We start from the raw sequence: 22,241 nt of genomic DNA, 5'->3' as shown, positions 1-22,241 counted from the left end.
TGGTATAACCTATCTAGTTCTTCCAAAGAAATCATCTAGATTAAGGAGTGTTATGCAATGAAACGTCTTTTAACCGTATTAACCGTTATGATCTTGTCCTTCACCCTAGTTCTCCCTGCGCAAGCTGCATCCAAGCCGATTCAAGTATATATGGATGGTACAAAGCTTACTTTCCCTTCTGGTGCTCCCTTTACCCAATCGGGAACGACATTAGTCCCATTCCGAACGATCTTTGAAAAGCTTGGGTTATCCGTAGACTGGAATGCCAAGACCAAAGTGGTAACCGGTAAGAAATCAGGTCTGACAATTCAATTAACAATAGGGAGCAACCGAGCAACAGTAAATGGTGTAATAAAGAAGCTCACCATAGCTCCAACGACCGTTAAAGGATCTACTTATGTACCCCTACGTTTTGTGGGAGAAGCTTCAGGTGCTGAAGTACAGTGGAATGGTGCCACAAGCACAATTAATATTTATTCTCCTGTCAATACAGTTCAGCTTGAGAAAGAAGCATCCACACTAATTCACAGCGCCGTAGGCTATTTAAATGATAGAAATGGACCCCAATTCTTGAAGCTCCTCTCCAAAAAAAGCTTTATTAGTAGCAATGAAGATTTTGATGCCTATCTTGAGGAATACCATTATAAGCTTACAATTGAAGAATTGAGTCTGGTGTCCTACGACCGAGCTTCCAAAACCGCCGTAGTGGAGACTACAGAATACGGCACTTGGGATAAAAGTGGAGCGTACAACCCGGATATCCGTGATCATAATACCTATACTCTTGTAAGAGAGGGATCTGTCCTCAAATTACAAATCATTGATAACGAATATTCAGACAATGTAATCTCCAAGAACACACTGGCTAACAAAGTGAACGTCCCTGCTACAGAAGAAACAGCATTACTTGGACAACTTAATTCATATTACAAAGCGTTAAATGAAGAAAAGGTTGAAGAGAGTGCAGCACTATATGCCGATGCTGATCCAGATTTCAAAGAAAACCTTGAGAAATTTTTCAGCGACAACAATTTCAGATTTACAAGCGAGAAGGCACAAATCATCTATTACTCTAACAATGAAGCTGCAATCTATAATGTTGAGACCACAAAGGATCTAGATGATAAGACCTACCAAAGTAAAGATGAGGACATTACCGTATTCAAAAAGAATGCAGCAGGAACTTGGCTCATTAGTGACGTGTACACCCTGTACAACGATTAATATTTCACAGCCTTTACAGGATTAACTATAACAATTCTTTTATTGTCTGGGCTCTGTCAGATGGCAGGCCCAGCCTTTAACAGGAAAGATTCACCTCTTCGCTCTTCCTTTACCCTACTGATTATTTATTATCCGTTTCATCTACTCTCTATTATCTCTAAGCCCTGACACAGTAAATTACATAACTTCTATAGGATAAAGAGATCCCGTAATTTAATATCTAATTCATATCAAGGAAGGACGTTATCATCTTGAAATTTTTATTCTCCAAAGCCCTTATTTCTTCAACTTTAGCCCTATCTTTGCTTCTACTTCCTGCTTCTTCATTTGCAGCGGAGGCACAGCAGACGACGGACAGTTCTACAACAACCCAAACGCAAGCAAAAGCTACCTCAGATACTCAAGTTATTCAAGAGATACTAGACTATTTAGATAAATACAATATTTCTGGTGTAGAGCGGGAAGAATTAATACGAGCTGCTATTGAAGGCATGATCTATTCACTTGATGATCCCTATACGCAGTATTTCACATCAGAAGAGCTTGCCGAATTTCAACAAAGCATCAACCAAGATTACGTGGGCATTGGAGTTACGCTTAGATATGCAGAAGGTCAATTATATGTGGATACGGTACTTCCCGACTCCCCCGCTTCCAAATCAGGCATACTTAGCGGTGATATCATCGTCCGTATCAATGGTAAATCAGGCGATGTGGAAGAGTTAGCCGGAGAACTCTCAGGTAAAGCAGGTACAGAAGTAAATGTAACCGTAAAACGACAAGGAAAATCACTGACTTTCAAAACTACTCGAGCTGCAATTTCGATTCCTTCAGTAACGGGTCAATTAGGAAGTTCCAAAGTAGGCTACATTCAGATTAGCAGCTTCTCTGAGACCGCAGATGAAGAGTTCTCTACAGTCCTTAGCAAACTCCAATCGCAAGGTCTGAAATCCCTTGTACTGGATCTAAGAGATAACGGCGGTGGCTATATTGAATCGGCAGCCAACATTGCCAAACAATTCATTGATCAAGGAATTTTGATGTATACCCAAGATCAAAGTGGTAAAGTTGTTCCTGAGTTAATTAAAAATGGTACGAAAATTGGCGTTCCCGTTGTTGTACTTACCAATGAGTACACAGCTAGCGCGTCTGAGATTTTAACGGGAGCCCTACGGGATAACCATGTAGCCACGATTGTAGGTACCAAGACGTATGGCAAAGCCCGCATCCAAAATATTCTTCAACTCTCTAACGGAGATGCGCTTAAGCTTACGGTTCAAAAATACCTCACGCCTAGCAAAGAAGATTTTAATCGCATCGGTCTACAACCTGATTTTGAAATTAAAAATGAGACCGCTCAATTAATTACCGCCTTTTCCTTAGCAGGACTTAAAAATATTTCTGCTGTTGGAGATAATCATTCCTTAAAGATTAACAAACAAAAATTTAGCGGTACACTCGACTCGATTACAAAAGGAGCCAAATTATATGTTCCTTCCCGTGTATTGGCAGCGATGGTAGATACCGATGTAGCATGGAACGCCAAAGACAAGAAAATTATATTTACCGATACAGCCTCCCGTAGAAATGGATTTACCACTCAGACCAACGAGGTGGTCTTCCAATATGCTGAGAGCTACGTAGAGATTCATGCTTTTGTGAAGAAATATCCTCAACTAAAGTGGAGTATGACGAACAAACAATTGAACCTTTCGGTTAAATAAATCCACAGAAAAACAACGGGTTCCGATTATTCGGAATCCGTTGTTTTTTGTTCCTTCTCTAACTCTTTTTCAGGCGGTGGTGTGTTCTTCACGATTGATAGATGAGGCTTGACTTTATCTTGTAATTCATCTATAGGTAATTCCTGTATATTCACTGCATTATCTGAAGACTGTGATGGTGTCTCCTCCATCTCGATCTCCGCGGTAGCATTGGAATCCAATTTTACAACTTCTATTGAAGCTGCCTTATTGGATTTCGATTGAGCTCTCTTACCTGATTCCTTATTCGCTTCAGGAGGACGCGCTTCCTTTACTTGAACAAGATCTGCTGACCCCTCTTCTGATTGGTGATCTTTCGGAACAAGTGTAAGATCTTTAGCTACATCTTTGACCCGTTGAAGAACAAAATACGGACATCCAAAATTACAATATTCATTAATATAATCAACAATACCTGAGATTGAGGTATCGCGATTTACTTTGGGATGGTTGTCCCTATAAAATCCTTTGAGACGTAGTTGATTATATCCCCAGTCCCCAATAATATAATCATAACGTTCAAGAACGTCGCTATATCGCTGTTTGAAAGCTTCTATATCCCAACCATTTCGGTTCTCTTGGATTAACTCATAGCTCTTGCCATTAATCTGAATCAACAACAGTAGTACCTCCCCCATGACCCATTAAGCCGGTGTGTGTACACCTTCCTTATGGCCTTTCGCCGATTTCACCTGCTCGTGTGCTCGGTAAGAACTTCGTACGAGTGGAGCGGATTCAACATGGCTAAACCCACGCTTTAGCCCCTCTTCTTTCAGCTTCACGAATTCTTCTGGTCTATAATATTTCTCTACATCAAGATGCTTTGGTGAAGGCTGAAGATATTGACCCAGTGTCAGAATATCGCATCCTACCTCTCGCAGATCATCCATGGCCTGAATAATCTCATCCCATTCTTCCCCCACGCCAAGCATAATGCTGGACTTTGTAGGAATATCGGGTTGCATCTCCTTGGCTTTCTTTAACAGCTCCAGAGAACGACGATATTTAGCCTTCGCCCTTACCCGGTCTGACATCCGCTCAACCGTCTCTATATTGTGATTGAGAATGTCTGGCTTAGCATCCATGACAATTTTAAGGGAATCGGTGTCTCCCAAGAAATCAGGAATTAGCACTTCCACGCTACAAAGCGGGAGACGACTACGGATCGCATGAATAGAACCCGCAAAAATTGAAGCGCCTCCATCTTTGAGATCATCTCGTGCCACACTTGTAATAACGCAATGCTTCAAATTCATATTCACAGCAGCTTCAGCTACACGTTCTGGTTCTTGCAGGTCAAGTTCCGTAGGTAACCCTGTGTTCACTGCACAGAACCGACATGCACGCGTACAGATATCTCCGAGAATCATAAAGGTAGCGGTACGGTTAGCCCAACATTCATATATATTCGGACAGCGCGCTTCTTCACAGACAGTATGTAATGTTTTAGAGCGCATCATCTTCTTAATTTCTTGATAATTTTCTCCAGTAGTCAGCTTAATCCGAATCCAGTCGGGTTTTGGCTCTTTTACTTTTTTAGACAACGGGTTCTGACCTTCCTTCTGGTAAATTTGCAGTAGTTAACCCTTATTATATCATGAAAAGGTGTGAAATACTTCCTCACGAACTCAGAATAAATTTTATGGTTTTGTTCCATCTTAAAGAAATCACTTTGGAAGCTCTAGCCATAATTATCGTTCAATAAATTCACTGCTTGAGGAGGATTATATATGTATTTCCATCGTTATACACAATATACTGCATCTTTATTCGTAGTGTCTGTTACGCTATTCCTTTTAATATGTCACCCTAGACTGGCTGAGGCAACCTCAAAGCAATCCGACTCAGTTAAACCTACCCCTGAGCAAGATGTATACTTAGCGCGAAAAAATCTCTATGAGGAATATAGTCATTTACTCCATATGCCTTGGTATCGTCTAGCCGCCTTGGATCAATATGAGCGAACTCTGGTACCTAGTGCCAAACTACAAAAAGATCCGAACAAACTCATTCATATCTCTCTCGTCCCCCCTCAGTGGTCCGGGTGGCTCAACCCTGAAATGGAAGATACGAACCCCGTGACCATCGCGCTGTTCGGTGGAATCGGTAAGGATGCTTCCGGAGATGGGATTGCCGATCCAACTAATGACCGAGATGCCCTCTTTACGCTCGGAAAATATATATCCACGTTCGGCTATAGTGAGGATGATTTTCGGATTGGGTTATGGAAGTATTATCAGACCGATCGTGCAGTAGCACGCGTAACACAGTTCTCTAATATCTACCAGCATTTCGATAGGCTGAATTTATTCGATGGAGCATTCCCACTGCCTGTCGGAAGCATCTATAGCTACCGAGATACGTGGGGGAATTCTCGCCACTGGGGCGGCTTCCGCATTCATGAAGGGAATGATTTGTTTGCTCCAAATGGCGTTCCTGTGCGCAGTGTGTGTTACGGTACCGTGGAAGTGAAAGGCTGGAATCCTTTTGGGGGCTGGCGTGTAGGTATCCGAGATTTGAACAACAGGTATTATTACTATGCTCATTTACACGGATATCGTAAGAACCTAACGGAAGGTGAGATGGTCAAGCCTGGAGATATTATTGGTTGGGTAGGCAGTAGTGGGTATGGTCCACCCGGGACTCAGGGCAAATTCCCCCCTCATCTGCATTTTGGCGTATATCGTGATAATGGACGAACCGAGTGGGCCTTTGATCCCTACCCTCTGTTACGCAGATGGGAAGCGACCGATAAACGGAAGACAAAAGCGTCACCTTCTACATGAGGTTGACGCTTTAGCTTTGTTTTATCCTTTAGGAAAGTTCCCACAAGTAGATGGAAGCGACCGTTCCATAAGGAGCATACAAAGCACGATATTCTTCAAATTGTGACTTACTTAACGTTTCTAAACCATACAGTCTCATCACGCCTCTTCGGATAGCGATGTCCCCCCAACTTAAGACATTGGGCCGTTCCAATGAATGAATGAGCAACATCTCAGCCGTCCATACTCCAATGCCCCGAAGGCTGGATAACCTCTGTATAACTTCATTATCAGATAGGGAGTCTAGTGCTTGAATGGAGAAGTCTCCTTGAGCGATGAGACAGGATACTTCATGAATTGAGCGTGCCTTTTTCATCGTCATCCCTAATTGTTGAATGGCCTCAGGAGTTAGTAAAGCTAGATGTTCCGGGGTGATGTGTTCCACTCGGTCCTGCAATCTTCCCCAAATCGTCTGCGCTGCCTTCACAGATATCAATTGGCCAATTATGGCATAGATTAATGCAGAGAATAAGTCCGGCATAATTATTCGTTCCGGCATCCCTATTCGCTCTATCACTGCGCGCATCGCTTCATCCACATGTTTGAGATGCGCAATGGCCTCTAAGTCATATTTAAAGAGCTTGGTGACTACCGTTGCCATACTATCCCCTACTTCCTTTATATTTGCTTTCACTATATCCCAGGTAATCCTTTTGTGATCAATTTCCGATTAAAAGCACAAGATTACGAAATTTCCTTATGATTAGATAGTTGATATATAAAAGAGTATAATACATTAATATCAGACATCTAAGGAGCTGCATGCAATGATTATTTTGAATGTATTTATTGAAGTCCGGGCGGACAAGGAAGAAGAGTTTCTAGCCTCTGTTCATGATCTATTAGATCCATCCAGACAAGAAGAAGGGAACATATTGTACTCTTTGTTCAAACAGACAGATGCCGAGCAAAAATATGTGACGATTGAGCATTGGCAAGATCAGCAAGCTGTAGATCAGCACATGAATAGTGAACATTTCAAATCGTTTGCTGTGCAATTAAAAGATTATGTTGTAAAACCTTTAGACTTCAAAAAGTATGAAGCTTAATTATTAAGCAGTTAAATGATGTATTCACTGACAGCCTGCTCAGGTTGTCAGTTTTTTTGCTATGCTAGTTAGTTAGTTAGTTAGTTAGTTAGTTAGTTAAAAATTTTAAGCTACATATTGAATTTCGTTATCTTGCTATAATGTTGCTATCCTCTACTTCTGGAGTAGAAGCAAGATATAATACAAGAAGGAGGTGAGCCAAGATGAGTTTCTCAGTAGAAGTGGAAAGTTCCATGCCATTGATTCAGGAGAAAGATTACCTTGCAATCCTAATGAACGACACATCATTTGATGGGAAATTCTTGTATGCTGTACGAACTACAGGTATTTTCTGCCGTCCTTCTTGCAAGTCTAAGCCACCTAAGAGAAGCAATGTTACTCTTTTTGCAACAGCTCAGGAAGCTTTAGAAGAGAACTATCGACCATGTAAGCGATGCAAGCCAACCGGCAGTAGGCTTCCCGATCAAGAGTGGATAGATCAAGTGACAGCCTATATTGATATACATTATAACGAACCCTTAACCCTTGATCATCTTGCTGAAGTTAGCCATGGCAGTCCCTATCATCTGCATCGCACCTTTTCGCGAATTGTGGGGGTAACACCGATGGGGTATGTTCAGGAGACCCGAATTAATCATGCCAAACAGTTACTTGAGCAAACCCAGCAGAGTGTATCTTCGATTGGACACCTTGTGGGGATGAACAATACACCGTATTTCATTACTCTTTTTAAGCAAAAAACAGGTCTCACCCCGCAGTTCTATAGACAAACATTCGATATTCAAATTTAGGAGGCTTCCTTTTTATGAAACACGATCAAATACATTCTCCGGTCTTTTGGACACTTTTTCAATATGAGGATTGGAACCTACACCTTGCTGCGACCGAGGAAGGACTATGTTACGTCGGTTCTCCCAACCAACCTCTAGATGAATTAACTACATGGTCTCATGCTCGTTTGCCTGGTCATCTTTTAATCCGTGATGACGAGCGTCTCGCCCCTTATACCCTAGAACTAACAGATTACTTAAAAGGTGCACGGACATCATTCACTTTCCCTGTACACTTTCGGGGCACAGCCTTTCAGACTGCGGTCTGGCAAGCGCTCTGTAGCATTCCCTATGGACAGACTTCATCGTATTCAGAAATTGCTGAGCAGATTGCTAGACCTGCAGCTGTACGTGCGGTAGGCGCAGCTATTGGAGCTAACCCTGTTCTCATCTCGGTACCTTGTCATCGGGTAATTGGCAAAGGCGGCGCATTAACCGGTTACCGCGGGGGACTGGATATGAAAACCAAACTTTTGGAACTTGAACGCAAATGAATCCTACCTATGCCTACAAACAACCTAAGACCCTCCTCAATAAAGGAACGGGGTTTCTTTCTGGCTATACACATTCTCTGAATCCTTATACAGGGTGTGCATTTGGCTGCTCATATTGTTATGTACGTCAGATGCCTGTCTCTACATTTAAAGGCTTTCCTTGGGGAACATGGGTGGATGTGAAAACTGAAGCAGCCACAATTCTTCGCAAAGAATTACAACGAGCCAAACTCAAAGGGCCAGTCACCATTTTTATGTCTTCCAGTACAGATCCTTATCAGCCTATAGAATTCAAAGAACAAGTAACAAGGACTTTACTTCAAGTGATGACAGATGTCATACCTGACTTCTTGTTCGTACAAACACGAAGTCCGCTGGTACGTAGAGATATCGATCTGCTCCAACGACTCGGCAATCGGGTGCGCGTTAGTATGACGGTAGAAACAGACCGTGAGGATATACGTAAGCTTTTCACACCTCATACGCCCCCTATTGCTGCACGCATCCATACGCTAAAACTACTCAAAGAAGCTGGTATTCCTACTCAAGCGACAGTAGCTCCTATCCTCCCTAGTACAGATAATTTTGCTCATACGCTTTACGCCGTCACGGAACGAGTGTGTATTGACGATTATTTTATGGGAGATGGCAGTGGCGGGAGAAGAACTCGTAACCTTGGCATTCAATCTATTTACGAACAAGCTCATCTTGAGGAATGGTATCATCCGCAGGCTTACCTTCAGGTGCTAGAACGAATGAAAACAGTATTTCCTGAGAATCGGGTATTTGTAAGTCAACGAGGTTTTGAGCCCTAAGCTGTCCCTACTGCATTGATCTAATTTTCTTAAAAGCAAAAAGACCCAGCACTTCGCTGGATCTCTAAAATAGTTAAATCACCGTCTATATTCCCGCTGCCGCAGCGCTTCATACAGCAGTACGGAGGCTGCCATCGCCACATTTAGAGATTCTGATTTCCCTTTCATCGGGATAATCAATGCATCGTCCAGCAAGGCTTCCACGGTTCCCGAGAGCCCTTGGGCTTCGTTCCCGAATACTAACCAGACCGATTCGCTGAAATCATACTCATAACATAGGGAAGCCGACTGCAAGCTTGTCCCCGCTAGCCGTATTCCCTGATCCTGTGCCATAGGGAGTATCTCAGAAAGATCCCCCTCTACAATAGGGATATGAAATACAGATCCCATTGTAGACCGAAGGGTCTTAGGGCTGTATACGTCAGCACTTCCTCGTCCCACGATGACCCCATGAGCCCCTGCAGCATCCGCTGTACGAATGATGGTACCTACATTCCCTGGATCTTGGACACCGTCCAGTACGATAACCAGACTGTTTTTGTGCTTGAGCAGCTGCGCGAGTAGGGTTGAAGGATGCTTGCGCACTACCGCAAAGACGGGCTGTGGCGTCTTCGTATCACTACATTTGGCGATAACCGCTTCGGATACACCAATCCATTCTATTGCTAAAGAAGCCGAAGTAAGTGAAGCCAGTTCTGACGGAATGGCACGTTCCATTAAAAATGCAATACATTCCACATCTGCACCGTTCTCCAGCGCTTCTTTTACAAGATGAACTCCCTCAATTAGATAGCGTTGTTGCTGATCCCTATGCTTTTTCTCCAATAGTTGAGCCCATTGTTTAACGCGCGCATTTTGCGGCGACATAATCTCCATCGAACCTCATCCTAGCTTTTAAATTTGTGCATATGCCCGTTCAAGCTTCATCAAATCATCTTTATGACCCACGATTACAAGGATATCTCCATCCGAGAGGCGATCCGAAGCATCCGGAGAAATATTCATTTTGCCTTCTCGCTTAATGGCCATCACGTTACAACCATATTTGGCTCTCACGTTCAGTTCCTTCAGGTTCTGTCCAATGACTTGAGTACTTGCCCGGATCTCAAGAATACTGTATTCCTCAGACAATTCAATGTAATCTAAGATATTGGGAGATGTTAAATGATGCGCTACCCTTAGACCCATATCTCGCTCTGGATAGATGACTTTATCGGCGCCAATCTTTTGAAGCACTTTGCCATGCAGTTCATTCTGGGCTTTGACCACTATAACCGGGCCACCAAGGTCTTTCAATATAAGCGTAGTCAAAATACTAGCCTGAATATCTTCACCAATGGCTACGACTACCACATCAAAATTACGAATACCCAGTGCACGCAGAGCTTCTTCATCGGTAGAATCCGCAGATACCGCATGCGTAACAATGTTAGAGACGGCTTGCGTCCGGTGCTCATCGGAGTCAATAGCCAGCACATCATAGCCCATTTTACTCAAAGAATCGGCTACACTGAATCCAAATCGGCCCATGCCAATTACTGCAAACTGCTTTTTCGTTGCCATAAATCTATATTCACCGCCCGAGACCTCTATCTGTTTGCCTCAGTATACCATAATCGCTGAATAACTTGAATTTGGAGAGAATGTTTGGGGAACAGTAAAATGTGCCTTTTAGAATGTAAAGGTATATTACGAAGGAGGAGATTGTTCGTGGGAATTATGCTTGATTTAAGACAAGCCGTTATTCATAAAGTGCATGGCCAGGATGAAGAAGGTCTCAAAAGCATGATTGAAGGTTCGATTGATGCGCAAGAAGCTGCGCTTCCAGGACTTGGCGTCATGTTCGAGATCATCTGGAAGAACATCGACCGTCAAAAGCAAGATGAATTAGTCGGAATTCTCAGCAAGCACATCAGCACGATGAATCTACAACCACTCTCGTAAAAAAAATCCCTCCCCACATTATTGTGAGGGGGGATTTGTCTAATACCATGATCGATCCAGCTTATTTTAAGGGGCCATCTCCAAGAATTTTGCGGTAGGATTTTTCTCCATCGCCGTACGCATAGCGTATTCGTTCTCGAACAAGACGACATAATTGCCTTTTTTATCTTTGACCAAAGTAGAGTTAATCCGGAATTTAGAAGCATCAATCTTCTCATCTATAATCCAGCGAGCAAATTGGTAAGGAACACGCTGAAGCTGAACGTCCACACCGTATTCGCCCTTCATTCGGTATTCAAATACTTCGAATTGCAACTGGCCTACTACACCCAGAATCGTATCATCAAAACTAACGGTGTTGAACACCTGAATCGTGCCTTCCTCCGTGAGTTGATCAATACCTTTTTGATATTGCTTATGCTTCAAGGCATTCTTCACGGTAACTTTAGCGAAAATCTCTGGTGAGAATGTAGGAAGTTCATCGAATACAATTTCTGTACCCTGACTCAAAGAATCCCCAATACGGAAAATCCCTGGGTCGAATAGACCTATAATATCTCCCGGGAAGGCCTCGGTTACAATATCCCGATCTTGGGCAAGAAACTGCTGAGGCTGCGATAATTTAATATCTTTGCCTGCGCGAATATGCTTAACGGACATGCCACGCTCGAATTTGCCTGAGCATATACGGAGAAAAGCAATTCGATCTCGGTGCGCCGGATTCATATTCGCTTGAATTTTGAATACATACCCTGAAAATTTCTCATTGGTTGGTTCAATTAGACCTTTACTACTTGGACGAGGTTCTGGTTTGGGCGCAAGATCCAAGAAATTATCTAAGAACGTCTGTACTCCAAAATTGTTGACTGCACTCCCGAAGAATACAGGTGTCAATTCCCCGCGCTTTACTTTTTCTAGATCAAATGGATCTCCCGCTACATCAAGCAGCTCTAGATCCTGACATAATTGGTCATGGAGATAGTCCCCCGCCATATCTCGGATCACCTGATCCGCATAGCCATCCACTTCTTTGACTTCAATATTTGAATGGTCATCTCCTTGGAACAATTCTACACGGTTGTGCATACGGTCATATACTCCGCACAGCTCACGCCCCATACCGATTGGCCAATTCATGGGGACAGAACGAATACCCAGAACAGCTTCAATTTCTTCCATCAATTCAAACGGACTACGGCCTTCACGGTCCAACTTGTTGATGAATGTGAAAATAGGAATACCACGCTTCGCACATACTTGGAACAGCTTTACCGTCTGAGCTTCGACCCCTTTAGCTACGTCAATTAACATCACTGCGCTGTCCGCTGCCGTAAGCGTACGATAGGTATCTTCACTGAAGTCTTGGTGACCTGGGGTATCCAAGATGTTCACCCGGTGCCCTTTATAATCAAACTGCATAACGGAAGAAGTTACGGAGATCCCCCGCTGCTTTTCAATTTCCATCCAGTCACTTGTCGCATGTTTGCTGGCTTTACGAGCTTTAACGGAACCTGCAAGGCGGATGGCTCCCCCGAACAGAAGTAACTTCTCGGTCAGCGTTGTTTTCCCGGCATCCGGGTGGGATATGATCGCAAATGTTCTGCGTTTATCTACTTCTTGCTGTAATATACTATCCAAAGCTTTACTCATCATCACTATTCCCTTCGTTCCACAAGTCATGTGTAATATTGTAACATATTTTACTCGTTTCTACGCAAATCATCCTCATACGAATACCGCATGAGGACGAGTAATTTTTATGATTATAACTATAGTACCACAGCTTTTTTCTTGCTAAAGTCTAAGACTTAATCCAGATGACATTGTCTTCTTCCTGACCATTGACTGGCCACCAGTGGAATCCATCTTGTTCGAGCAGATCGCTTGCTTCCTTAGGTCCCCAAGTTCCCGCAGGATAATGGTTAATATCGCCGGGGTTCTCAGACCATGCTCTAGCAATCTTATCAATGAACGCCCAAGCTGTAGCCACTTCATCCCAACGTGTAAAATAAGTCGAATCCCCTTCGGCAGCATCATGTATTAGACGCTCATAGGCTTCCGGTGAATTGATGCCAATTAAGCAGCTTTGACAGAACTCCATAGCCAGTGGCTCGATTTGAGACTCCGTACCAGGTTTCTTGGCATTAATCTTAATATAGATCCCTTCCATGGGATTCACACGAATGACTAGAAGATTAGGTTCTAGTGTATGCCGCTGACCTAAGTAAACGTTCGTGGGCATATTTTGAAATTCAACCACAACCTCAGTCGTCTTTACTGGAAGTCTCTTTCCTGTGCGTATATAGAAGGGTACACCCGCCCAGCGGAAATTATCTACCATCACTTTAGCTGAGAAGAAAGTCTCCGTATTGGATGCTGGATCCACTTTGTCTTCCTCACGGTAACCTGGCAGTGTCTTGCCCCCAGCCTGTCCTTGTGTATACTGGGCGCGAACAACATTGTTCTTCACTTCATTCGACGTAGCATAGGGACGAAGGGAACGAAGAACCTTTACTTTCTCATCACGGATATCCTCAGGCAGCAGACGACTTGGCGGTTCCATGGCAATCATCGTTAACATCTGTAGCATGTGATTTTGACCCATATCCCTCAAGGCACCCGCATGATCATAGTAACCACCGCGTTCTTCTACCCCTACGGTTTCACTAAGGGTAATTTGTACGTTCGCAATATGTTTATTGTTCCAAAGAGGCTCAAATAGAGCATTTCCAAATCGAAGCACTTCGATATTTTGCACCATTTCCTTACCTAAATAATGATCGATTCGAAAAATCTCTTCCTCTTTGAACACTTGATTTAATTCTTCATTTAACTTCTGAGCAGATTCTAGATTGTAGCCAAATGGCTTCTCAATCACAAGACGGTGCCATCCTTTGCTATCCAGCATACCACCCTTTTGCAAATTCAATGACACGCTACCAAATAACTCTGGCGCCAAAGCCAAATAGAACAATCGATTACCCGGAATTCCGTAACGCTCTTCCAGACTTTCGGTTTGCTCTCTAAGTTCGTGATAACCTTCTACATTGTTGATATCCAACGATTTGTATTCAAAATGATCAGCAAACGCTGTCCACTGTTCGCCTTCTTGAGCCTTATAGCGGCAGAACTCCTGAATAGATTGATAAATATCATCCCGAAATTCATCCTGCGTTCTTGGACGGCGAGCTACGCCAATTACTGCAAAATCCTCCGACAACTTACCTTCGCGGTATAAGGAATACAGGGCAGGAAATAACTTTCTACGTGCCAAGTCTCCCGTTGCACCGAAGAGAAAAAATACGGTTCCAGGGGTCTTAGGTTTGTTGTTCATCTGTTGTTCAGTCATGGCTCCTCATTTCTTTCTATGTAGAATGTAGAATGGAGAAAATGTAATGCCAACACAGTAACGCTTTGATGTGATGTCATTTTAGCATATTCCTTTTGAGGAAGCTATATACAAGAGAAGGACAAGTTTCCTTTTAATATTCAACGGTTAAAAGAGGTGAACCGATAGAGAACTCTTGCTCGCCGGTCTCCATGTTGAAATGAATTGCCAATTGAATACCGATGGAGCCGTGTGCACCTTGTACAGAAATGGGAAAATGGGGCGCATCGTATGAGATGGATGCTGTCGAGTCGTCTTGGAAACGTTCCTGCTCCTGAAGCTGTATGAATGATGATGCTTTTTTCTCCAGCTGCTGAACCGCAACATTTACATTCTTACTCAGAGATGACGAATGACCTTGAACCGCTCCATTCCAATTGGCAGCTATGCCTAATTGATTCAACACAACCCCTGTCTGCTGTTGCAGAATACTTAGCTGCTCATTTCCTTCTCTATTTGCAGACTCTACTTGGACAATGACATACACCTGTCCCACGGCCGCTTGCATAACAGATATCTTTAGGCTCACCGGCCCATGAACTTGCTCAGAGCGATATACCTCATGATCTTGCACCTGAATTTTGACAGGTGCAGACATATATAGTTGACTAGTCAAAAGCCCAGATGCCTCCGATAAAGTCTTTGAAGTCCTCCATATTCCTTGCCATTTAATAATGGTATGTAGCGAACTGGATTTCACTGACTGACCTAGCTTTAAAATGGATTGCAGCTGCTCATGGGCAGCTTTAATTTGTATATCTTGATGTACAGCCGCAGCTGGGTTCCCTTTTACAAAACCTACTACGCCTAGCATTAGCAACCCCATCAGACTCATAATCATCATCCATCTCTTCATAGGTCAGCACCCTCTCCACCGAATCTCTTAGTCTATGAATTCAGTTTTCCCTAGAGAGAGATTTATATACTTTGCCAACAAAAAAAGAGACCCCTTTATATGAGAGGGATCTCTTACGATATTTTACAAATAAGGTCTCTAGTCTATTTTGCTTCAACTTACTCAGCAAGGCCATTCTTATAAGCATAGATGGCAGCTTGTGTGCGGTCTTCTACACTTAATTTAGCTAAAATATTGGTTACATGGAACTTCACCGTCTTCACACCAATAATCAGATCATCCGCAATATCTTGATTGGATTTTCCTTTAGCCACCAATCTAAGGACGTCCATCTCTCGCTCAGTCAGATCCTCATGCGCTGGCGCTTCCAGCTTCGGTTGGCGGAATCTACTCATCATCTTAGAGGCCACCTGAGATTCAAGTACAGACTGCCCCCTCGCTGCTGCGCGAATGGCCTCTGCAACTTCGGAGGCACGAGAGGTCTTTAACAAATAGCTAAATGCCCCAGCTTCAATGACAGGATACATTTTCTCATCGTCCAAATAACTGGTGAGCACAATCACCTTACAATCTGGGTACAGCTTGAGTAATTGACGAGTCGTCTCAATCCCGTCCATGCCTTCCATCACGAGATCCATAAGCACCACATCAGGTCTATACTCTTGAGCTAACCTGATTCCCTCTTGACCACTACTGGCCTCTCCGACCACTTCAATGCCTTCCTCGGTTCCTAGCACAGCGGCAAGGCCAATTCGAACCATTTCATGATCATCCACAAGTAATACTTTAATCGGATTCTCTGTCTCCATCGTTCTCTGTCCACCCGCTTTCTTCATTCACTATCGGTACAGTAATCTCAATTCGCGTCCCCTTACCCGGCGCTGTAATAAACTGAACGGACCCCCCGATCTCGAGCACTCGTTCTTTCATATTAGATAGTCCATAAGAAGCTAATTTGCGTTCATCTATCTGAAATCCAATTCCATTATCCCTTAGAAAAACTTTAATTGCCTCTGGACGCTGCTGAATTCTAATTTCCATCTTATCTGCCTTAGAGTGACGAAGCGTGTTAGATAAAGCTTCTTGAATGATCCGGAACAAATGATTCTCTATTCCTTTAACGAGACGAATTTCTGGGTCCATATCCAGCAGGATTTCCATCGGAACTTTGGCTTTCAGTTCTCTTACGAGATCAGCTACCCCTTGAGCTAATGATTTCCCCTCTAAGTATACAGGCCTTAAATGCAGGAGCAGCGCTCGCATTTCAGATTGAGCCACAGATGACATCTCTTCAATGAGTTCTACTTGACGCTGAGCTTTGTCGAAATCCTTCTCTAACGTTCGCCCGACAGCTGTAGCCGTCATAGATATTGCGAATAGTTGCTGAGATACCGCATCATGAAGCTCTCTGGCTAGTCGTTGTCTTTCCTCAATAATAGCAGATACTCTAGCTTGTTCCGCAAGCTGTGCATTATGGGTTGATAACCTTTGAAGCGAATTCACCTGTTCTTCCCAACGTTTGCCGATCCGAGTGAGCTGTTCGGATAACCTTCCGACTTCATCTTCGCCAAGCTGGGGTACAGCCCCTGACAGATTTCCTTTCTCCCATTGTAAAAGAGAATCGGTGAGAATATCGAGTCGCTTTTTAATTCGATATACTTGATAAATGCCATAACCTGCTCCCACTCCTATAAGCATTAACAATAAGGTTATCGTAGCTGGAAGTACTCTAGTCCATGAAGCTGATGGGGTGAGGTAATGATATGTAATGAGGATATAGAGAATAGCTGCACAAAGAAAAAACGACAGAAGTATCCCATCCCGCATACCGCGGGAAATCATATTCACCGGCTTTTTCTTTCTCATCGGGATGAGCCTCCTGTTCATTATGCTAAGCGAATATCTACATCGCCGACTAAATAAGAAATAATAATTTTTACTTTTTGCTCACGCTCATGATAATTAGGAGATCTCCAGTATATCCGATTGACCATACCCGTTTCTTTGTGTGGACCAAATTCAATTTGTCCGAACAAAATAAAGGCCTCAATCTCTACTCCATAATCCTCAGAAATGATAAGATCTACATCACCAACAACGCCTTGTAGCATCAAGACATTGTGCGTATCTTCTACAATCGCTAATGAGAGATCAATGTCATGTTCACCCAATACGTGCCACATGCTTGTACTTTTCAGTATCCAAGGATCTCGGTCCCAGTGCATTCCCGCTATGAAACTTTGTTTCTGTATATGAGGTCCACGAGGGTGCATTTTTCGCACCTTAGCATAGAAAAACCCGAGGGAAATCATAACTACAGCTACCACGAGCATGATATGTTCTAGTAAAATGAGTCCACTTCCAATAATAAGACAGGTGTATCCTGTACGAGTATCCTGGCCCTGACGAATTTTATACACGCCCAACACTAGAAAGAACAGAGCCGCAATGGTTAGAAAATTGAGGTTGCCTTGACCTAAAAATATTAATAATCCAAACCCGATTAACAAAAATGCCAAGAACGATCTTCTTCTATCCATGCTGCACCTCCTATTCCCTATGTGTTCCGAAATTCGGTTCATGGCCTGCATCAATGCCATAAGCTAGGAAAAGCCATAACGGTAGCATGACCGCATGGCTTCACCTTATCCAGAATAACATACCCTTAAAGCGTCTTACAGCTATTCTTTAAGAGTTTCAATTTGATTGACCCTATGACGGGCAAAACAAATTCTAAGTCTAGAGCTATTCCTTAGGAGTTTCATTAGCTTCTTTAACTTCTTTAATTTCTTTAACTTCTTTAGCTTCAAAAGAAGGGTTTAACTTATTTTTTAGTGCATTCAGTTGCTCATCGACGCGAAGTTGCTTTTCTACATCTACAGGATGTACGTAATTAGAAGAAGATGCTGTCCGGTGGAAAGGTGTACCCATCACATCGGCTTCGGCTTCCAATTGCAGGATTTTTTCTTCCATTCGGCTGAAGCCCATCGCTGCGCCTCCACCTTGGATTTGGTTCAGTGGACTAGTCTGCGATAATTGTTTTTTGGCTTTAGCCATTTGAGCACGAGCCACAAGTTCATTACGTTTGTTGCGTAGCTTGTAGAACTCATCCTTCATATCATGAAGCTGTTGTTGAAGTTCGGATGCATGGACCTCTGCTTGAGCATGCAGGTCATTAAACTCTGTTTGCTTTTGATCAAAATGAATTTTCTCTTCCAGCAACCTACGTGCTATATCTTCTTGACCATTCTTCAATGCAGCTTCAGCTTGAGCTTCTCGCTGAGAGGAGATCCGATACGCTTCATCTAGACGTTGCTTCATTCGGCGCTCATTAGCCATTTGTTTCGCCACAGTAACCTCGGCTTCTCGAATTTCACCCTCCATGTCACGTAGATATTGATTCAACATCACTACAGGATCCTCCACTTTATCCAACATCTCATTGACTGACGCTTTCGTGATATCCTTTAATCTTTTGAATACTCCCATTTTACTTGTCCTCCTTCTCTAATTTAGATAATTTCAGGCGTAGTTCCTCTAATTCTTTTTTCATAGCCTTTTTCTCGATATCTTCCATCATGGCATCTAAATTTGACGCATCGTTCGTACGATTAGTTTGAGATGATTGTTGTTGCTGAAAAGGGTTGCCCCCAAATGAATTTCCTCCAAAGGGATTAGATCCGAACGAATTTCTTCCTTGCGGTTGACGCTGATTATACGAAGAGTCTTGATATGAATCATAACCACCAGGACCTCCCTGCTGCCAGCCCCCAGGCCCTTGAGCATAAGGATCGTACGGAGTATAGGGTTCTTTAGAGATTACTAAGGATGCCACAAGATAGATTAGAATCGTGGTACCACTGGAGAAAGGGATACTCACTACTAGCAATAAGCGTAGTAGTCCTGGTCTTATTCCAAATGCTTCAGCCAAGCCTCCACACAGTCCTGTAATCCAACGATCTCGCCGAGAACGATATAGTGTGCGCATTACAATTACTCCTCTCCCCGTTTGTTCAGCTTTTGTCTTAGACGGGAAAGCTCCTGCTCCAGAGTAGATTGAATTGCGGAACTGGCTTCGTTCACCAAATCCTGTCCTGTTCTACGTAGATCACGAAGACTGCGAGCTTCCCATTCCATACCCGATACACGATCCTCTAAGCGATTGAACATCTTCGGAACATCAGGTGTTCCATGACTACCCATACGTTCATTCATTCTTTGTTGTAGACGAAGGGTTTCCATTCTTGCATGATAATATTGCCGCTTGCTATATACCGCTTGATATTCAGACTTTAACTCATGTAACTGATTCTCAAGCTGCTGAAGCGATTCCAGACTTTGTTGATACAACTCAGTGTACTGCTCCATTTTTTCTTCATATAATAGCTTCTCTTGCAGCGCTAACTTCGCTAGATGCTCCTCACCTGCTTTTAACGCCAGAAGGGCTTGGTCTTCTCTTTTAATCAACATCGTTTGTGCATGATCCACCTGCTGCTTCAACTGACGAGTATGCCCACCTACCTGCTGTTGCAACTTCTCTGCATCTGCAATTTCCCGGCGAGTCTCTCCAAGAAACTGATCAATCAGTTGAACCGGGTCTTGAGCCTGTTCCAGACGTTCATTGAATGTAGCCACGGTAATATCTCGTACTCTGCGAAAAACACTCATTGTTGTTCATTCCTCCTCACACTGTTGGTTAGATTAATAAGTACGTCTCTTTTTAAGAGCCGAAAATCCGTATACGATTAATCCAATTCCTAATAAAGGAACGATGATCCAAGCTAATTTGGACAATAGGGACACTACACCGAAGAATAAAATAATCCAACCAAAGAATGCATTACCTTTACGAATTCCATAATAACCAAGACCAATTACAACTAGAGAAATCAGAATACCGAACAGACTTCCGAGTAAAGGAGTCAGCTTGCCGATTAGAATTAGGACTCCTAATGCAATCAGTACTACAGCAAAGCCGCTAGGTCTGTTTGTTTTCATTTGTCCACCGCCTCTCTTTCATATCAACCTTATGTCCTTATTCTAGCCCTCTTGCAAATTTTCCAAAACGGACCCCAGACGGTTTTTCGTCCTAGACTTTGGTCGAGTATAGGCTAAGACCTTCTAGTATCAGAGAATCTCATAAGGCTGTACCATAAAAAAGCACATTATAGATCTGTCAAATCAAGGATTTCGGAAAAGAATGTCTCTTAGCAGCCTTATTGTTGTTTCTATTTCTTACATCTTATTAAAACAAAGCAATCTAATTTATATAAATGTATCTCTACATTCCCAAAAGAAATAATCCCATTTCTAATAAGCGCTAGCTCAAAAGATTCATGGAATTTAACATTACTCATCCAGATATAATTCTATTCATTTTCAAAGTAATTTTTTAATCGTTATCTTGCTTATCTGCTTAGCTGCTTATAATTTTACAATTTGCCAATTTCTTAATTCATTTCAGTCCTTATATGCGTTATATATTAAATAAATATTTTTGCTGTATTCCTTTAATTATAAATTAATTCTTTTCTTAAGTTTATATATGCTTCTAACACGTTACGTTTTATGTTTTTTATTGATAAGCATAGAAAAAAGGATTGCAAGGTAGCAAACACCTTACAATCCTTTTAGTATACCGGCGAGAGGACTCGAACCTCCACGGTTTCCCACTCGATTTTGAGTCGAGCGCGTCTGCCATTCCGCCACGCCGGCACACTTTATAATTACTCTAATAGTAATTATATGGCGCGCCCTGAGAGATTCGAACTCCCGGCCTTTTGATTCGTAGTCAAACGCTCTATCCAGCTGAGCTAAGGGCGCAAATTTAGTTTTTCAAAAAATGGAGGCGCCACCCAGATTTGAACTGGGGATAAAGCTTTTGCAGAGCTGTGCCTTACCACTTGGCTATGGCGCCATAATATTGGAGCGGACGACGGGAATCGAACCCGCGACCCTCGCCTTGGCAAGGCGATGCTCTACCGCTGAGCCACGTCCGCATACAAATGGCTGGGGATATAGGATTTGAACCTATGCGTGACGGAGTCAAAGTCCGTTGCCTTACCGCTTGGCTAATCCCCAACATTGTAATTTTCATATGAAAGTAAAATGGGGCGATCGATGGGACTTGAACCCACGAATGCCGGAGCCACAGACCGGTGCGTTAACCCCTTCGCCACGACCGCCATAATACTATTTAAATTAAAAAGTGGCAGGGGCAGCAGGAATTGAACCCACACCAACGGTTTTGGAGACCGTTGTTCTACCTTTAAACTATGCCCCTATAAAACTGGTGGAGGCTGATGGATTCGAACCACCGAACTCGTAGAGAGCAGATTTACAGTCTGCCGTGTTTAGCCACTTCACTAAGCCTCCGTAAAACTATGGTGCCGGCGAGAGGACTTGAACCCCCAACCTACTGATTACAAGTCAGTTGCTCTACCAGTTGAGCTACACCGGCATACCTGGTAATAGATAATGGTGGCTCGGGACGGAATCGAACCGCCGACACGAGGATTTTCAGTCCTCTGCTCTACCGACTGAGCTACCGAGCCTTAAAAAATTGTACCTTTACTCATAAAAATGAATGGCGGAGCCGACGGGATTCGAACCCGCGGTCTCCTGCGTGACAGGCAGGCATGTTGGGCCTCTACACCACGGCTCCACACTAAAAGGTAAATTGCGGGGGCAGGATTTGAACCTGCGGCCTTCGGGTTATGAGCCCGACGAGCTACCGGGCTGCTCCACCCCGCGTCATTGAAATATTCATCCTTATTGTTAATAGATAAGGATATTATGGTGGAGGCTGAGGGGATCGAACCCCCGACCCTCTGCTTGTAAGGCAGATGCTCTCCCAGCTGAGCTAAGCCTCCATATTGAACATAATCTTTATATTACCAGATTCAAGATTAAAAAATCAACCTATTTTATTGGTAATATTCTATTGAGATAAAAATTAAAATGGTGACCCGTAGGGGATTCGAACCCCTGTTACCTCCGTGAAAGGGAGGTGTCTTAACCCCTTGACCAACGGGCCTTACATAAGAGAGAAAT

Annotated in this window: 23 protein-coding genes and 14 tRNA genes; 8 read left to right on the top strand and 29 right to left on the bottom strand. The window is 43.2% G+C overall.

Going from position 1 to position 22,241, the window contains the following annotated elements:
* The first annotated feature begins 57 nt into the window (after positions 1–57).
* The gene (locus J2Z69_RS15155) at positions 58–1,224 is read left to right on the top strand and encodes a copper amine oxidase N-terminal domain-containing protein (protein ID WP_209864427.1); all 1,167 of its coding nucleotides are present in this window, start codon (positions 58–60) and stop codon (positions 1,222–1,224) included.
* Between the two features lie 251 nt (positions 1,225–1,475).
* The gene (locus J2Z69_RS15150; protein WP_245339366.1) at positions 1,476–2,948 is read left to right on the top strand and encodes a S41 family peptidase; all 1,473 of its coding nucleotides are present in this window, start codon (positions 1,476–1,478) and stop codon (positions 2,946–2,948) included.
* A gap of 26 nt (positions 2,949–2,974) precedes the next feature.
* Here J2Z69_RS15150 and J2Z69_RS15145 read toward each other — a convergent pair whose 3' ends face one another.
* The gene (locus J2Z69_RS15145; RefSeq protein ID WP_425355016.1) at positions 2,975–3,607 is read right to left on the bottom strand and encodes a YutD family protein; all 633 of its coding nucleotides are present in this window, start codon (positions 3,605–3,607) and stop codon (positions 2,975–2,977) included.
* A gap of 24 nt (positions 3,608–3,631) precedes the next feature.
* Positions 3,632–4,558 carry a lipoyl synthase gene (gene lipA / locus J2Z69_RS15140; RefSeq protein ID WP_342591604.1) on the bottom strand — a complete coding sequence of 309 codons (927 nt, stop codon included), beginning with the start codon at positions 4,556–4,558 and terminating at the stop codon, positions 3,632–3,634.
* A gap of 159 nt (positions 4,559–4,717) precedes the next feature.
* On the opposite strand from lipA, the gene J2Z69_RS15135 reads away from it, so the two are divergent.
* On the top strand, positions 4,718–5,773 hold the full coding sequence (locus tag J2Z69_RS15135) for a M23 family metallopeptidase (protein WP_209864423.1): 1,056 nt from the start codon (positions 4,718–4,720) through the stop codon (positions 5,771–5,773).
* 28 nt (positions 5,774–5,801) lie between these two features.
* On the opposite strand, the gene J2Z69_RS15130 is transcribed toward J2Z69_RS15135, so the two are convergent.
* Positions 5,802–6,413, bottom strand: a complete 612-nt coding sequence (locus J2Z69_RS15130; protein ID WP_209864422.1) for a DNA-3-methyladenine glycosylase family protein — start codon at positions 6,411–6,413, stop codon at positions 5,802–5,804.
* Positions 6,414–6,579: 166 nt separating this feature from the next.
* On the opposite strand from J2Z69_RS15130, the gene J2Z69_RS15125 reads away from it, so the two are divergent.
* From J2Z69_RS15125 to J2Z69_RS15110, 4 genes are all read left to right on the top strand, one after another.
* A complete protein-coding gene (locus J2Z69_RS15125) occupies positions 6,580–6,861 on the top strand; it encodes a putative quinol monooxygenase (RefSeq protein ID WP_209864420.1) in 282 nt (93 codons plus the stop codon).
* Positions 6,862–7,064: 203 nt separating this feature from the next.
* Positions 7,065–7,652, top strand: coding sequence for a bifunctional transcriptional activator/DNA repair enzyme AdaA (locus tag J2Z69_RS15120; RefSeq protein WP_245339364.1), 588 nt, complete (start codon positions 7,065–7,067; stop codon positions 7,650–7,652).
* A gap of 14 nt (positions 7,653–7,666) precedes the next feature.
* On the top strand, positions 7,667–8,185 hold the full coding sequence (locus tag J2Z69_RS15115; protein WP_209864417.1) for a methylated-DNA--[protein]-cysteine S-methyltransferase: 519 nt from the start codon (positions 7,667–7,669) through the stop codon (positions 8,183–8,185).
* Positions 8,182–9,000, top strand: a complete 819-nt coding sequence (locus J2Z69_RS15110; RefSeq protein ID WP_209864415.1) for an SPL family radical SAM protein — start codon at positions 8,182–8,184, stop codon at positions 8,998–9,000. Before J2Z69_RS15115 ends, J2Z69_RS15110 begins: the two co-directional genes overlap by 4 nt.
* 78 nt (positions 9,001–9,078) lie before the next feature.
* On the opposite strand, the gene J2Z69_RS15105 is transcribed toward J2Z69_RS15110, so the two are convergent.
* Together J2Z69_RS15105 and J2Z69_RS15100 are read right to left on the bottom strand one after the other, a co-directional pair.
* Positions 9,079–9,876: a TrmH family RNA methyltransferase gene (locus tag J2Z69_RS15105; RefSeq protein WP_209864413.1), complete on the bottom strand. Its 798-nt coding sequence runs from the start codon at positions 9,874–9,876 to the stop codon at positions 9,079–9,081.
* A gap of 18 nt (positions 9,877–9,894) precedes the next feature.
* A complete protein-coding gene (locus J2Z69_RS15100) occupies positions 9,895–10,563 on the bottom strand; it encodes a potassium channel family protein (RefSeq protein ID WP_209864411.1) in 669 nt (222 codons plus the stop codon).
* Between the two features lie 147 nt (positions 10,564–10,710).
* Here J2Z69_RS15100 and sspI point away from each other — a divergent pair, with 147 nt between their 5' ends.
* A complete protein-coding gene (sspI, locus tag J2Z69_RS15095) occupies positions 10,711–10,944 on the top strand; it encodes a small acid-soluble spore protein SspI (protein ID WP_209864409.1) in 234 nt (77 codons plus the stop codon).
* A 66-nt stretch (positions 10,945–11,010) separates the two neighbouring features.
* Here the strand turns inward: sspI and J2Z69_RS15090 are convergent, their stop codons facing one another.
* The 24 genes from J2Z69_RS15090 to J2Z69_RS14975 form a co-directional block, all read right to left on the bottom strand.
* Positions 11,011–12,594, bottom strand: coding sequence for a peptide chain release factor 3 (locus J2Z69_RS15090; protein WP_209864406.1), 1,584 nt, complete (start codon positions 12,592–12,594; stop codon positions 11,011–11,013).
* 151 nt (positions 12,595–12,745) lie between these two features.
* Positions 12,746–14,293, bottom strand: coding sequence for a glucose-6-phosphate dehydrogenase (gene zwf / locus J2Z69_RS15085; protein WP_209864403.1), 1,548 nt, complete (start codon positions 14,291–14,293; stop codon positions 12,746–12,748).
* Positions 14,294–14,426: 133 nt separating this feature from the next.
* Positions 14,427–15,188 (bottom strand): YwmB family TATA-box binding protein, encoded by a 762-nt coding sequence (locus J2Z69_RS15080; protein ID WP_209864400.1) that lies wholly within the window; start codon positions 15,186–15,188, stop codon positions 14,427–14,429.
* A gap of 158 nt (positions 15,189–15,346) precedes the next feature.
* Positions 15,347–15,997 (bottom strand): response regulator transcription factor, encoded by a 651-nt coding sequence (locus J2Z69_RS15075; protein WP_209864833.1) that lies wholly within the window; start codon positions 15,995–15,997, stop codon positions 15,347–15,349.
* Positions 15,975–17,054 (bottom strand): histidine kinase, encoded by a 1,080-nt coding sequence (locus tag J2Z69_RS15070; protein ID WP_209864398.1) that lies wholly within the window; start codon positions 17,052–17,054, stop codon positions 15,975–15,977. Before J2Z69_RS15070 ends, J2Z69_RS15075 begins: the two co-directional genes overlap by 23 nt.
* A gap of 20 nt (positions 17,055–17,074) precedes the next feature.
* Positions 17,075–17,728, bottom strand: a complete 654-nt coding sequence (liaF, locus tag J2Z69_RS15065; RefSeq protein WP_209864396.1) for a cell wall-active antibiotics response protein LiaF — start codon at positions 17,726–17,728, stop codon at positions 17,075–17,077.
* Between the two features lie 205 nt (positions 17,729–17,933).
* Complete coding sequence (locus tag J2Z69_RS15060; RefSeq protein WP_209864393.1) at positions 17,934–18,677, bottom strand: PspA/IM30 family protein; 744 nt, start codon at positions 18,675–18,677, stop codon at positions 17,934–17,936.
* A gap of 1 nt (position 18,678) precedes the next feature.
* Complete coding sequence (locus J2Z69_RS15055; protein WP_209864389.1) at positions 18,679–19,176, bottom strand: PspC domain-containing protein; 498 nt, start codon at positions 19,174–19,176, stop codon at positions 18,679–18,681.
* 5 nt (positions 19,177–19,181) lie between these two features.
* Positions 19,182–19,856: a PspA/IM30 family protein gene (locus tag J2Z69_RS15050; RefSeq protein ID WP_209864386.1), complete on the bottom strand. Its 675-nt coding sequence runs from the start codon at positions 19,854–19,856 to the stop codon at positions 19,182–19,184.
* 33 nt (positions 19,857–19,889) lie between these two features.
* On the bottom strand, positions 19,890–20,186 hold the full coding sequence (locus tag J2Z69_RS15045; RefSeq protein ID WP_209864383.1) for a hypothetical protein: 297 nt from the start codon (positions 20,184–20,186) through the stop codon (positions 19,890–19,892).
* Between the two features lie 638 nt (positions 20,187–20,824).
* Positions 20,825–20,903, bottom strand: a tRNA-Leu gene (locus J2Z69_RS15040).
* A gap of 31 nt (positions 20,904–20,934) precedes the next feature.
* Positions 20,935–21,011 (bottom strand) — tRNA-Arg (locus J2Z69_RS15035).
* Between the two features lie 20 nt (positions 21,012–21,031).
* Positions 21,032–21,105, bottom strand: a tRNA-Cys gene (locus J2Z69_RS15030).
* A 7-nt stretch (positions 21,106–21,112) separates the two neighbouring features.
* Positions 21,113–21,187 (bottom strand) — tRNA-Gly (locus J2Z69_RS15025).
* Positions 21,188–21,194: 7 nt separating this feature from the next.
* Positions 21,195–21,269: transfer RNA gene (locus J2Z69_RS15020), tRNA-Gln, on the bottom strand.
* Positions 21,270–21,297: 28 nt separating this feature from the next.
* Positions 21,298–21,373 (bottom strand) — tRNA-His (locus J2Z69_RS15015).
* 24 nt (positions 21,374–21,397) lie between these two features.
* Positions 21,398–21,471 (bottom strand) — tRNA-Trp (locus J2Z69_RS15010).
* Between the two features lie 7 nt (positions 21,472–21,478).
* A tRNA-Tyr gene (locus J2Z69_RS15005) sits at positions 21,479–21,563 on the bottom strand.
* A gap of 9 nt (positions 21,564–21,572) precedes the next feature.
* Positions 21,573–21,648: transfer RNA gene (locus J2Z69_RS15000), tRNA-Thr, on the bottom strand.
* Positions 21,649–21,666: 18 nt separating this feature from the next.
* Positions 21,667–21,742 (bottom strand) — tRNA-Phe (locus J2Z69_RS14995).
* A gap of 33 nt (positions 21,743–21,775) precedes the next feature.
* Positions 21,776–21,852: transfer RNA gene (locus J2Z69_RS14990), tRNA-Asp, on the bottom strand.
* Between the two features lie 15 nt (positions 21,853–21,867).
* Positions 21,868–21,941: transfer RNA gene (locus tag J2Z69_RS14985), tRNA-Met, on the bottom strand.
* A 43-nt stretch (positions 21,942–21,984) separates the two neighbouring features.
* A tRNA-Val gene (locus J2Z69_RS14980) sits at positions 21,985–22,060 on the bottom strand.
* Between the two features lie 89 nt (positions 22,061–22,149).
* Positions 22,150–22,224 (bottom strand) — tRNA-Glu (locus tag J2Z69_RS14975).
* Positions 22,225–22,241: the final 17 nt, after the last annotated feature.

The sequence above is a fragment of the Paenibacillus shirakamiensis genome (assembly GCF_017874255.1).
Taxonomy (GTDB): domain Bacteria; phylum Bacillota; class Bacilli; order Paenibacillales; family Paenibacillaceae; genus Fontibacillus; species Fontibacillus shirakamiensis.
Note: the sequence above shows the minus strand (reverse complement) of the source record. Positions and strands in the feature narration are given on the sequence as shown.